Origin of the sequence: Lewinella sp. W8 (assembly GCF_004375085.3) — a bacterium.
GTDB lineage: Bacteria > Bacteroidota > Bacteroidia > Chitinophagales > Saprospiraceae > Neolewinella.
Genome location: NZ_SNAQ03000009.1, coordinates 13,935 through 26,696 on the forward strand (window position 1 = coordinate 13,935; position 12,762 = coordinate 26,696).

Sequence of the window (12,762 nt, forward strand, 5' to 3'; positions counted from 1 at the left end):
CTTTATCTACGGTAGTCATGCCTCTACTGACGCAAAAGCTTGCCCTCGCGTTACGTAGCCTCCCGTACTTTAATGATCCGATAACGCTGATGGCGGATACTTAACGCTTCTTAACGCTAGCGGTCTTCCAGTAGTCAATCACCACGTCAAGGGCGGGCACTTCCGGCTGATGAAGCATCGCCGCCCACCCTTTTTCTTGCGCTCTGCGGGCCAGGTACTCCTGCTCGGTCTGCCCGGGAGTAGGGATCAGGATCATGGGTTTCCCCACCGCCATCAGGTCCATCATCGTGCTGTAGCCGGAACGGCAGACGACCAGGTCTGCTGCCACCAACAATGACCGCAGGCTTTCCGCGTCCGCAAACTGATGGATGATCCAATTCGTGGGAAACGCTTTGGCTGGCCCCTGCACTGCGGGAAGCCCCCGGACGAGCGTAACCGCATGGTCGGTCCCGTGCAGCGCGGCCACGAGGGCTTCTTCCAGGCGGTTACGCATGGGTTCCGGCCCGGAAAGTAGCAGCAACAGCTTCAGGTGTTTTTTTTGGGGGCTGCGCCCGGGATGCAAAAAGTTTGGGTACGGCAAAGTAGCCCGCCCCAGCCGGCTCAACTGGCCGACGTAGACTACCTCCATGTAACCCTCCGGAGCGGAAAGTTTACCGGAGAGACGGTCTTCTCCATCGTCGTCCGGCACCCAAAAAAACTGGTAATGCCGCCGCAGGAACCGTCGGTAGGCCCAGCCCACCCACCCGAGCGGAACGATGGGGTGCAGCTGATGGCTCAGCCAGACGTTAGGGATGCCGGGATCATAACACCCGAAGCGATTGTCGGAAATAATGCGGTCAATCCGGTGACGGAGCACGAGTTCCTTGACCATGCTCCGTTCCCGCAGCGCCACCCGGAGCCAGCGGGGTGCCTGCCAGAGAACGTTGCCGATCATGGAGGTGGACGGGTAGCGAACAGCGTAGGCCGGCAACGCAAAGATGGTAGCTTCGGGCCGCTCCCGCCGGAGGAAGTCGAGGGCCGCTCCGGCCGAAGCCCAAAGGACAACTTCTCCCGCCTCCTCCAGCCGTTGCGCCAGGGCCAGACTGCGACTGGCGTGGCCCAGTCCCCAGTCGAGGACACAGATCAGATTACGGCGTTGGGGGGAGTACTTCATTATTGCGGTGGCAGCAAAATAGGGCCAGACGCGACAATATACCCTCCGTGGACTGACCAACAACCAGCGACGAGTGCTTACATTTATCCCTCACCCACCAAATACTACGCGATGAAGACCAAGTTCCTTTACCTGGTGATTGCCCTTTGCTGCCTTTTCCTGGCCGGTTGCCGGGCCGGTGGCTGCGGGTGCCCGATGTACTAGTTGCTGGTTGCGGGTTCTTGGGAGAAGCTAGGTCGTCCGCCGAAACGCGAGGTACGAGCTGGTTCGTCGGCCGACCAGATATGTAGAAGTACGACAGGGTCGCTCGTTGCCGGAAGCTCCATCCTTGACGTAGATATGTAGAAGTACGACAGGGTCGCTCGTTGCCGGAAGCTCCATCCTTGACGTAGATATGTAGAAGTACGACAGGGTCGCTCGTTGCCGGAAGCTCCATCCTTGACGTAAATATGTAGAAGTACGACAGGGTCGCTCGTTGCCGGAAGTTCCATCGATGATGTAAATATGTAGAAGTACGACTAGATGGCTCGTTGCCGGAAGCTCCATCCTTGACGTAGATATGTAGAAGTACGACAGGATGGCTATTTGAGCGGGCCACTGGAGACCTGTATTGCCGAATGGGCGGACAAAACACCGCGAAACGAACACGCCAGCACCCTGTTGAAATCTGGCAGAAAATTTCTTCTCCGATCCCTCGTCCCCTCCGGCCCCCGGAGACGCTAGCTTTAATGGGGGAATCTCGTTACATTTGTCGACTTTTTGGGCGCTCGCGCGTTGTGATTGATGAAGCTTTTTCCACGGATTTTTCGTGGACAGCGTCCTGCCCGGCCCCTGGCGGTTTTCCCAACCACCCGGCACCTGCGCACTGTCGCCCCAAAAAGCCCATTGTATACGTGAAAAACGAAAAGCTATTCCATGGCCTTTGATATCGATCTGATCAAAAAAGTCTACGCCGACCTTCCCGGTAAAGTAGCAGAAGCCCGCAAAAAACTGGGCCGCCCCCTCACCCTGACCGAAAAAATTCTTTATACCCACCTCCATCCGGAAAGTCCGTTACAGCAATATGCCCGGGGAGATGATTACGTCTTTTTTGCCCCAGATCGCGTGGCCATGCAGGACGCCACGGCCCAGATGGCCCTGCTGCAGTTCATGATGGCGGGCCGTGATAAGGTTGCCGTCCCCTCCACCGTTCACTGCGACCACCTCATTCTGGCCGAGCACGGTGCCGACAGCGACCTGAAGCGCGCCAACGACGTGAACAGTGAAGTGTACGACTTCCTCTCCAGCGTATCCGACAAGTACGGTATCGGCTTCTGGAAGCCCGGTGCGGGAATCATTCACCAGATCGTACTGGAAAACTACGCCTTCCCCGGCGGCATGATGATCGGTACCGACAGCCACACCCCCAATGCGGGCGGCCTCGGTATGGTAGCCATCGGCGTGGGTGGTGCCGACGCCGTAGACGTTATGGCCGGCATGCCCTGGGAACTCAAGATGCCCAAAGTGATTGGCGTAAAGCTGACGGGTAAGCTGAGCGGCTGGACCAGCCCCAAAGACGTTATCCTCAAGGTGGCCGGCATCCTGACCGTAAAGGGCGGTACCGGAGCCATCGTGGAATACTTCGGCGAAGGTGCCCGGAGCATGAGCTGTACCGGTAAGGGTACCATCTGTAACATGGGTGCCGAGATCGGCGCCACGACCTCCACCTTCGGCTACGACGAAAGCATGAGCCGCTACCTGAAGGCCACCGAGCGCGCCGACGTCGCCGAACTCGCCGACCAGGTGGCCGAGCACCTCACCGGTGACGATGAGGTCTACGCCAACCCCGAGCAGTACTTCGACCGCGTCATCGAGATCAACCTCAGCGAACTGGAGCCCCACATCAACGGTCCCTATACCCCGGACCGCGCCTTCCCCATCAGCGAATTCGCCGCTGCCGTGGATGAATTTGAATTCCCTCCCGTACTGGAAGTAGGCCTGATTGGCTCCTGCACCAACTCCAGCTACGAAGACCTCGACCGGGCGGCTAACATCGCCAAAGATGCCGCCAAAAAGGGGCTTAAGGCCAAGAGTGAATTCACCATCACCCCCGGTTCCGAACAGATCCGCTACACGGTGGAACGGGACGGTATCCTGGACGCCTTTGAAGACATTGGCGGCGTCGTGCTGGCCAACGCCTGTGGTCCCTGTATCGGACAGTGGGCCCGCCACACGGACGACCCCAACCGCGCCAACTCCATCATTACCTCCTTCAACCGGAACTTCGCCAAGCGGAACGACGGCAACCCGCAGACCCGCGGTTTCGTCGCCAGTCCCGAGATCGTTACGGCCATGGCCATCAGCGGCAGCATGAAGTTTAACCCGCTGACAGATACCCTGACCAACGACAAGGGCGAAGAAGTGATGCTGGAAGCGCCCCACGGCTACGAGTTGCCCCCCCAGGGCTTCGACGTCAAGGACGCCGGCTTCCAGGCACCCGCCGAAGACGGCAGCGGCGTGGAGGTAGTGGTAAACCCCGGCAGTGACCGCCTCCAACTCCTGACGCCCTTCAAGCCCATCAAGGCCGAGCAGGTGCAGGACATGCGCATCCTGATCAAAGCCAAGGGCAAGTGTACCACCGACCACATTTCGATGGCCGGTCCGTGGTTGAAGTTCCGGGGCCACCTGGAGAACATCTCCAACAACTGCCTCATCGGTGCGATCAACTTCTACAACGAAGAGACCAACAAGGTGATCAACTACGTCACCAACGAATACATGGCCGTGCCCGACAGTGCGACCACCTACCGCGAAAACGGCATCGGCCAGATCGTGGTCGGTGAGGAAAACTACGGGGAAGGGTCCAGCCGCGAGCACGCGGCCATGGAGCCGCGCTTCCTCGGCGTTCACGCCGTACTGGTGAAGAGCTTCGCCCGGATTCACGAAACCAACCTTAAGAAGCAGGGTATGCTCGCCCTGACCTTCGCCAACCCCGACGACTACGACAAGTTCCGTCAGGACGACAAGGTGAGCATCGTGGACTTTGACAGCTTCGCCCCCGGCAAGCAGCTCACCATTGAGCTGACCCACGCCGACGGCAGCACCGATACCGTGAAGGTGAACCACACCTACAACAAGGCCCAGATTGACTGGGTACGCGCGGGTAGTGCCCTGAACAAAATCCGCGAGGAACTGGCCTAAGTACCCCTGAGGCTGTTCTACCTGATGAAACGCCCCGTCGCCATTTGGCGGCGGGGCGTTTTTGTGCCCATTACCCAATGCGCCAACGGTTATAAAACATATTTTTCTTGCATATATCGGGGGGGGGGGGACTATTTTTAGGTAAACAATATTCAGATGAGAGTCCTTTTAGTCTTTCTTTTCTTTTTCCTAGGAGCTACTGGCTTTGGCAAAACTTTCCGTTGCAGTGGCAGCTGCCCGAGTGGGTGCGTCTCCTGGGCGATCGAGTATGAAGTTGATTGCAACGGTCGAATTGAAAGCTACCGTGCCTCCCGGTGGTACGGAGACACCATATTTGAAGTTTTCGATGATACGACCAGGCCTTTTTTTATTGGAATGGACCCGCTGGGATTACCTGGTGGCACCTGCGAAACCACTCACTGTCAATAATTATACCATGAAATACCTTACGCTACTTATTCCAGTGTTTCTGTTGTTTGCGTGCCAAAGAGAATCTTTGGTTTCCACGGAAGAAAAGGCAAAGGCCGACATTTTCGCCTCCGAAGACGCCACAAGTCCGGGAACGCAAAAGATCGTCATTCTGGAAGCCAGTAATCCGGAGTATCGACCTACCTATCTCATGGAGTCTAACGGGATAATTTTTCGGCACCGCAATGAGCCTTTACTAATGGGGGCAAAAGCGTTGCGGGACTTTCATGATGAAATACGCAAAGTGCATGGACCACAACTTGGCGTCCGAGAATCGGTAGATATACTACTGGGAGAATATCAGTCCTTAACCACTTTCATCATCAATGCCCCAAATAACAAAGAGCGAGCTGAATCCGCAGCAGACGCCATAAGGTCAATTTTCTCTCTTGATATGCGCCCCGTTGAATTTGAGATTCTTGCCCAAGGCCTGCTCACCGCTAAGGAGGCACTACCGCCAAAAGAATATCGGCGGTATAAAAAGTACGTTGAAACCCAAAGTAGTGCGTTTCTTAAGCATCCCGAATCGCTGGGGCTTGATGACCAATCGATCACTCGCTTACGACTTGCGGCCCAGAATGTGGATAAAGTTTTGAGTAAGTAACTAAGCGCCTCCACCCTATTGTTCAGGGGGTCAAGTCGGCTAACTTATCCAACGAGCTTCCGCAGGCAGCCATCCCTGGCTGCCTGTTTGTTTTCTACCCAATGCCTGCTCAATAATGCTGCCGGATTTTTCGTTTCACCCGCCGCAATCGCCACAGCCCCACGAAAAGGAAAATTGGTGCCACGGCAATGAGGGCCCAGCCAATGTCTTTGATCTCCGCCAGTGCCTCCAGTTTCAGGATGGCTACACCCGAGCTGAGCAGAACGATGAAGGTGCGGAAGTAGGCCAGAAAAGTGCGTTCGTTGGCCAGGTGCGTCCGTTCGATGGCCAGGAAATCGCGGACGATCAGCGTATTTTGGTCGGAGGGCATGGGGAATATCTTTGGGGCAAAATTAGGCCCGCCCTGCGGTGACCTTTCGTGATCTGCGTTACGGAAACCAACCTAAACCAGGTGCCAATCCAGGGATATGCGTGGACGGCCCTAAAACCGCCGGGGCGATTCCCCGTTTCTTTACCGACTCCATCCACCATACTTCCCTCTATGCACAAGAAATGGCCTGCTTTCCTCACGGCAATTGGTTGGCTCATCGCTGTCGTGGCCGCCGCGATGAATTATTCCGGGCAAATCCAGCTTTCTTCCTTTTGGCGGGGCTTCTTTTACACCCTGGGGGCACTGGGGCCCATTACCCTCATTGCGGTGTACCTGTATCTGAGAAATCGCAAAAACCAGCAATCCCATGGATAACCTGTTCTTTACTCCGGAATTTCGTTGGGGGCGCTTTCTGCTGGGTGCATTGCCCCTTGCCGTAGGGGTCCTGTTATTGGGGCGCTGGGCCACGTATGACTTCCTACATGGTGCCATTACGGCCACCTTCCTGATCAAGGTCTTGCTGGATGCGGGAGTGCTGACCCGCAAGAAGAAACGGGGGGAAGCCAAAGTCAGGCGTCTTGAGCCGTCAGAGCAGCAACAACAGCTACCCTAATATTCGGTAAATTTGCTTTGCTTAATCCCCCCTTCTCGTGCAACCAAAGTTCCGCACCATTTACCTTGTTGTAAGCGCGAAATTTGTGAAGCTTCCCGCATGGAATCTAGCGGGGTGTACACTTTACCCGGCTTTCCTTCGTCTGTTTGCGATCACCTTATTTGCCGGCCTTAATCTGGCATTCCAGTGTTCAGAGCCTTGCGAAAAGTTTTATCGTGGCGACGGAGAACTTTCAGTATCCACTTTTTTACCCACTTCTCCCTTTCGGATTGGGGACACCCTTTGGTTCACCGCAGATTTTCCCGCCCTATTGACAGAATCTCCCCGCCGGGTTGCCCTCAGTGAAGCGGGAGGCTTGGTCACCATGGAAGCTTTTGCCCTGGTGGCAGATAGTAGCCTGGCGATAAGTGCATCCAACGCTTTCTCCTTCGTTCCAGAGATTGGCTTCCGGCTCCCCTCCCAGCCCGAGGACCCCAATGTGATTTTCTTCCGCTACGCTTGCCCGGCGGGAAGGTGTTCTTTTCGGTTCGGGATGGAAATTACTGCTCTTGGTAATTATGCCTTACAGCTTACCGGATCCGCCTACGATGTTGCGAACGTTAATTTTGCTATTTGTGAACAGACACGCTTTCAATCTACCAAAATCGAAGGGGCTCCATTACTCCGAAACGGTTCCTTTCCCCTTCCGGTAACCTACACCGCTCCCAGCGGACGAACTGTTGTGTTGGGCCACGAATTCGATCAGCAAACCATTATTGTTCAAGTTCCATGAGGGTTCTATTATCCACAAGCTTGCTGCTCCTCGGTTCAACGGTGATCGCACAGATTTTCCCACCCCGTTCACCTCAAGAAAAGCCACCCTTCGCCGCAGAACTTTACCTGAGCGCAAGTGCGCATACACCGATTTACCGGCAAGTGGGAAACGGATATGCCCAAGACGCTCAACGCCCCCGGATCAGTCCCAGCGGGGGAGTGGACGTGTTGCTGTGGAGCAGGAGCTCCAGAGCACTTTACCTTAGCCTGGATTACCTCATCGAACGGACTAAAATTATCGGCGTAAATCGGGAGTTCCTTACGGGGGGAATTTTCATTGACGAAACCCCGATACCGGCCTTCGTCCGGAAAGGCGACTATTCCGTAAAGGAAAGCTGGCTACGATTCCGTAGTGGCGTCCGACTCGGAAAAGGCAGGATAAGAACCAGAATTGGCGGGCAGTTCTCTATTTTACAACGCTCTCTTCATCAATACCAATTCGAGCAAATCACGGAAGCCTTCTACGACCTTAATACGGGCATCAGCGTTCCGCTCCGTACGGAAATTCGAACCCCTGGCGAATTGATCATCGAAAAAAAGGAAGGCGGATACTTAGGCTTGATGCTCGGATTGGACTATTGCCTCCACCCCGATTGGTCGATAGCCCTCTCCACCGACTGGGGACTTTTCCTCAATACAACTTACATTTCAGAGCACCAACGAGGCCGCTTGAGCCTCATGGTAAACTACCGCATAGTGGGCCGGTGATCGGGCACTCTCTTCCGTTAGTTTCCGATGAAGCCCCTGAAGTCTGGCCGGGCAAGTGGATTCCGAATTTTTGTCGCGGAGCGCAGGTGCCAGGCCACTCGGTAGTAGCCTGGCCGGTTCTCAATTTACATGAAGGGGCCGGCGATCCGCTACCTTATCCTCCTCCTTACTCCCTCAATTGCACCGGCAAAATCCTTTACTTTGAGATCGATGATCATCGCTCCCTACTCCCCGGAAGACTTCTCTCCTACCCTCTCCCTGCTGCAAGCCAACATCCCGAAATACTTCGCCCCCGAGGAATACGATGACCTGGCCACCTACCTGCAGCAGGAACGAGAAGACTACTTCACGGGAACCCTGAACGGTCAACTGGTGGCCGCCGGAGGCATCAACTACCTGCCCGACTCCCGGTCGGCCCGCATCTCCTGGGACATCGTCCACCCCGATTTTCACGGCCGGGGACTCGGCCGGCAATTACTCCAACACCGCCTCGACCTCCTTCGGCGGAACCCACAAATCACCTCCGTCAGTGTGCGGACCTCCCAACACACCCACGGCTTCTACGCCAAAGCCGGCTTCCTCCTCCAGTACCAGGAAAAAGACTACTGGTTCAAGGGCTTCGACCTCTACCACATGGAACTGGTGTTTCACTGATTGATCGGCCCGGCCTGCGCTCGCCCGACCATCCACACCCTGGGCGGGGAGCAAGCCTTTTCCGAAAAGATGTTCGGCTCCAGGAATGGCTGGACGTGGAACGTTTCGACCGATTTGAGGCACGCTTCCCTGGGACCTTGAAGCGTGCAACAAGCGCAGCGCGTTGCTCCTTTAAGGGTCCCCACCGGCTCCGTTACGCTTAGCCTTAGCCTCGTTCGGCACTTACGACCGGCTTGCGGAGCAAGCCTCCTCCGGACACCTACATCAAACGTCAAACGTCCCCTTATCAAAAAATCCAGCCGCCTCACCAACATTCTCCCCTCTACTTCAAACGTCAAACGTCACATCTCAAACATCACCCCCCCGCTTCCGCGCCCAGATCACCGTTTCTCCGTCTCGCCACCCGTAGAATTCGTCTCCGGGATACCGTCGGGGTTCTACCGTGAACCCGGCGGCCCGCAGGCGCTCCGAAAGTCCGGCAACGGAATAGACCCGCACGTGGTCTTCCTGTCCGAAGGCGGCCAGACGACCGGCCGCGTCGGTGATGGTAGGGTCTTCGTAAGTCTCCCCCTCCCGGAAGGGCGTCTGGATCAAACCGAGGCCGCCCGGGGCGAGTACCCGGTACAACTCCGCCATCGCCGTCCGGTCGTCGGGGATGTGCTCCAGAACGTGGTAGCAGATGATGAGGTCGAAACTGTCGTCAGGCAGATCAAGGTTCGTGATGTCGTAGCGTTCGTCGGCCAGAAATTCATCCTCGAAGTCGGTCGTAACGTACTGGCCCAGCGAAGCTCCCCGCAGGCGGTCGGCCAGGGCACGGGGCGGACTGAAGTGCAGCACCCGCTGCCCGCGCAAATCAAACCTGGAGAGGAGCCGCCAGAGCCGGCGACTACGCGGAAGGCTGCCGCAGCGCGGACAAAGATCGTCCCCCCGCTCCAGGGCGATGAAGGTGGATAGGCGCGTACCGCAGCAGTTACAGCGATGGTTCTTTCCCAGGTACTTCAGGGTCACCAGAGCCCGGAGTTGTGGCTCAAACCGACGCAGCAAACCCGGGGGCAGCCACTTCTTCGCTAAGCTTTTCAGTTGATCGTACACGCTTACCCGAAGGTCGGGAATTCCGACTATTTCAGAATACTTTCTTTGGTGAATCCACGGTTGAAACGCACGTCAGTAATCCAACGGACGCTCCAGCGCCCGTCGGCGCTGAGGTCACCCTCCCAGTTGGCCGCCGCGTGAGATTGTCGGACGACCGGCAGCTTCACCCCCTGGTCAAAGGTGTCGTAGGTGTACTTCATCAGGATCGGATCCTGCCGTCCCACCGCCGTGACGTTGAACAGGAACTGATCAACGAGGTGGGTGTAGGGATTGATGTAGAGGACGTAGCGATCTTTGGCTACACCCACGCCGTCCCGGAAGGTGACGTCCACAATGTCGTATTCAATGCCGTCCACCGTTCGCTTCCCGCCGGAGGTATACACCAGGCCGGGGTCGGCCAGCTTTTGCATCATCAGTAACCAGTAGTAATTGGTTTTTCGGGAGAAAAAGGCCGATTCAAGCTGCGACTCGTCCTCCGTTTCCTCTCCGTCCAGCCAGACCCGGGCGTTGCTGCCGTCAAAGTACTGCACCCGGGTCCGCCCGTCAGGCATTTTGCTGCGCCCCCAGCTGACCTCGCCGTCAAAAATGTAGCGCTCTTCCGAAGCCCCGCGGGCGTTGTGGTACACGTAGGAAACGTCCCCCAGGGCATACAGTGCCTCGGTGCCGCCCATGGCCGTAATCATCTCGTCGATGAGGGCCCGGGGGCTTTGGGCAAAAAGAGAGACGGGGGCGAGGCCGCAGGTGCCGAGCAGTACGGCCAAAAGCAAAGTGCGCATGGGTGTTTTCTCAGGCGAATAAATCCCGGCATCAGAAAGTTGAACCCCCTCACCAAAAATGACGGATGACGACGGATAGCTCTTCTGGGCTTACGCTGATTAGATCAAATGATCTAATCATTTATTATCTTTATGATCTAATCATGAGTTATCGCCCTCCCTATGAGTTGACTATAGAAATCTTCAATCAACTCAAATCAATTATCCGGCTTATCGGTCAGATTGAAGGATATCAACTCCTGCAAAACAACCTTCAGCTTCGTCGGGAAAACAAAATCCGATCACTGCATTCCAGTCTGGCCATTGAAGGCAATACCCTTACGGAAGCACAGATGACGGACATTATTGAAGGTAAGCGGGTGCTAGGACCAACCAAGGACATCCTGGAAGTAAAAAATGCCATCAAGGTATATGATCAGTTGGAAGAAATAGATCCATTCGCAGAGTCAGAGCTGTTGCGTATGCACGAAACCTTGATGCACGGGTTGATTGACGATGCCGGTCAGTACCGTCAAAAAGCGGTGGGCGTGCTGGATGGAGAAAAGGTAGTCCATATCGCTCCCCCCGCCAAAAGAGTTCCGGCCTTAATGGGTGATTTGTTTGAACACTTAAATGAATATCAGGAGGATACTATCATCAAAAGTTGTGTCTTTCACTATGAATTTGAGTTTATCCATCCCTTCAGTGACGGGAACGGTAGGATGGGCCGACTTTGGCAAACGGCCATCCTAAAAACGGAATACCCGGACCTGGTGGTCATTCCTTTGGAGAATATGGTGTACGCCAGGCAGGAAGAATATTATCGGGCGCTACAGGATAGCCAATCGGTTGGCAATTCTACACCCTTTATTCTTTACGCGCTTTCCGCACTGGAAGATACCCTCAAACAACAGCTTGATCAGGCTACTAACCTGAAGAGTGATCCGGAAAGTCGCCTCCGGTCCTTTCGGGCGTCGCAAAAGGGTGCTTTCTTTTCCAGAAAGGAATACCTGTCTATTCACAAGCAAATCTCTCCGGCCACCGCCACCCGGGACCTAAGCTTTGGCCTCGAGCGGGGCCTCCTGATCAGAAAGGGCCAGTACGCCACCACCCGGTATCAATTTCTGGTATAGCCGGCACCCGGGTTAATCACCGCACCTGCGCTCCGCGCCAAAAGATTGAAATACTCCAAAACGGTCACCCCCATGACCTTACCCGATTGATTACCTTTACCCCATGCCCCGGCTCTATCCCAAAGACACCCTGAATTTTCTGCGCAAGCTCACCCCACGACGGGTCGTGAACGCAGCCAAAATTGTGGCCGGTTACTACCTCACCCGCTGGACCGGTCGGCCCTTCACCTGGGGGCAACCCTTCACCGTTTCCTTCGAACCCACCACGGCCTGCAACCTGCGCTGCCCGGAATGCCCCAGCGGATTGCGGCAGTTCACCCGTCCCACCGGCAACCTCCGCGCCGACTTCTTTCGCCGCACCCTCGACGACATCGCCGACCACCTGCTGTACCTCATCTTCTACTTCCAGGGCGAACCCTACATCAATCCCGATTTTCTCGACATGGTGGCCGAAGCCCACCAGCGGGGCGTCTACACCATCACCTCCACCAACGGCCACTTCCTGAATGATGCCAACGCAAAGCGTACCATCGAAAGTGGCCTGGATCGCCTCATCATCAGCGTGGACGGCACCACCCAGGAGGTCTACGAACAATACCGGAAAGCGGGCAAGCTGGACACCGTGCTCCAGGGAGCCCGAAACCTGGTGAAGTGGAAACGCCAGCTCAACTCCCCCACCCCTCACCTCATTTTTCAGTACCTCGTCGTGGGCCCCAACGAGCACCAGATGGAGGAGGTCGTGCGGCTAGCCGACGAAATCGGGATCGACGAAGTGAAGTTCAAGACCGCCCAACTCTACGACTATGAGCACGGCAATCCGCTCATGCCCCAAAACGAGGCCTACGCCCGGTACTACCGGAAGGCGGATGGCACCTACGGCATCAAGAATAAGCTAAGCAACCACTGCTGGAAACTCTGGCACAGCTGCGTCATCACCTGGGACGGCCTGGTGGCCCCCTGCTGCTTTGACAAGGACGTCACCCACCGGCTGGGCGACCTCAAAACAGCTTCCTTACCCGAAGTTTGGCGGGGAGCCGCCTACGATGACTTCCGGGCGAAACTCCTGCGCGGACGTGCGGAAATTGACATCTGCCAGAACTGTACGGAGGGCTGTGAAGTGTGGCTCGGTGCCGAAGTGTGAGCATACGGTCCCCGGCTGGTGATCCGTTATGAGGACTCATTCCTGTTGGTGGCAAGCTTCCTGATTGACCGACCGGCC

At 56.1% G+C, this 12,762-nt stretch carries 12 protein-coding genes; 8 read left to right on the forward strand and 4 right to left on the reverse strand.

Translation table 11 applies throughout. The annotated features are described in order from the left end of the window. Positions 1–100: 100 nt before the first annotated feature. A complete protein-coding gene (locus E1J53_RS11445; RefSeq protein WP_134273087.1) occupies positions 101–1,153 on the reverse strand; it encodes a glycosyltransferase in 1,053 nt (350 codons plus the stop codon). Between the two features lie 915 nt (positions 1,154–2,068). On the opposite strand from E1J53_RS11445, the gene E1J53_RS11450 reads away from it, so the two are divergent. Together E1J53_RS11450 and E1J53_RS11455 are read left to right on the forward strand one after the other, a co-directional pair. Further along, on the forward strand, positions 2,069–4,333 hold the full coding sequence (locus E1J53_RS11450) for an aconitate hydratase (RefSeq protein ID WP_134273088.1): 2,265 nt from the start codon (positions 2,069–2,071) through the stop codon (positions 4,331–4,333). Between the two features lie 436 nt (positions 4,334–4,769). After that, complete coding sequence (locus tag E1J53_RS11455; RefSeq protein ID WP_134273089.1) at positions 4,770–5,405, forward strand: hypothetical protein; 636 nt, start codon at positions 4,770–4,772, stop codon at positions 5,403–5,405. A 109-nt stretch (positions 5,406–5,514) separates the two neighbouring features. On the opposite strand, the gene E1J53_RS11460 is transcribed toward E1J53_RS11455, so the two are convergent. Then, a complete protein-coding gene (locus tag E1J53_RS11460) occupies positions 5,515–5,775 on the reverse strand; it encodes a DUF202 domain-containing protein (protein WP_134273090.1) in 261 nt (86 codons plus the stop codon). A 171-nt stretch (positions 5,776–5,946) separates the two neighbouring features. Between E1J53_RS11460 and E1J53_RS11465 the strand changes: the two genes are divergently transcribed. From E1J53_RS11465 to E1J53_RS11485, 4 genes are all read left to right on the forward strand, one after another. After that, positions 5,947–6,150 carry a hypothetical protein gene (locus E1J53_RS11465; RefSeq protein ID WP_134273091.1) on the forward strand — a complete coding sequence of 68 codons (204 nt, stop codon included), beginning with the start codon at positions 5,947–5,949 and terminating at the stop codon, positions 6,148–6,150. Then, the gene (locus E1J53_RS11470; protein WP_134273092.1) at positions 6,143–6,388 is read left to right on the forward strand and encodes a hypothetical protein; all 246 of its coding nucleotides are present in this window, start codon (positions 6,143–6,145) and stop codon (positions 6,386–6,388) included. The genes E1J53_RS11465 and E1J53_RS11470 overlap by 8 nt, the downstream gene beginning before the upstream one ends. A 37-nt stretch (positions 6,389–6,425) precedes the next feature. Continuing rightward, the gene (locus E1J53_RS11475; protein ID WP_134273093.1) at positions 6,426–7,160 is read left to right on the forward strand and encodes a hypothetical protein; all 735 of its coding nucleotides are present in this window, start codon (positions 6,426–6,428) and stop codon (positions 7,158–7,160) included. Positions 7,161–8,119: 959 nt separating this feature from the next. Continuing rightward, complete coding sequence (locus E1J53_RS11485; RefSeq protein WP_134273251.1) at positions 8,120–8,563, forward strand: GNAT family N-acetyltransferase; 444 nt, start codon at positions 8,120–8,122, stop codon at positions 8,561–8,563. A 348-nt stretch (positions 8,564–8,911) separates the two neighbouring features. On the opposite strand, the gene E1J53_RS11490 is transcribed toward E1J53_RS11485, so the two are convergent. Both E1J53_RS11490 and E1J53_RS11495 read right to left on the reverse strand, forming a co-directional pair. After that, positions 8,912–9,655 carry a class I SAM-dependent methyltransferase gene (locus tag E1J53_RS11490; protein WP_134273095.1) on the reverse strand — a complete coding sequence of 248 codons (744 nt, stop codon included), beginning with the start codon at positions 9,653–9,655 and terminating at the stop codon, positions 8,912–8,914. A 26-nt stretch (positions 9,656–9,681) separates the two neighbouring features. Next, a complete protein-coding gene (locus E1J53_RS11495; protein WP_134273096.1) occupies positions 9,682–10,431 on the reverse strand; it encodes a DUF6503 family protein in 750 nt (249 codons plus the stop codon). 143 nt (positions 10,432–10,574) lie between these two features. Between E1J53_RS11495 and E1J53_RS11500 the strand changes: the two genes are divergently transcribed. Both E1J53_RS11500 and E1J53_RS11505 read left to right on the forward strand, forming a co-directional pair. Beyond that, a complete protein-coding gene (locus E1J53_RS11500) occupies positions 10,575–11,543 on the forward strand; it encodes a Fic family protein (RefSeq protein ID WP_134273097.1) in 969 nt (322 codons plus the stop codon). A gap of 103 nt (positions 11,544–11,646) precedes the next feature. Continuing rightward, complete coding sequence (locus tag E1J53_RS11505) at positions 11,647–12,684, forward strand: radical SAM protein (protein ID WP_134273098.1); 1,038 nt, start codon at positions 11,647–11,649, stop codon at positions 12,682–12,684. Positions 12,685–12,762 lie beyond the last annotated feature (78 nt).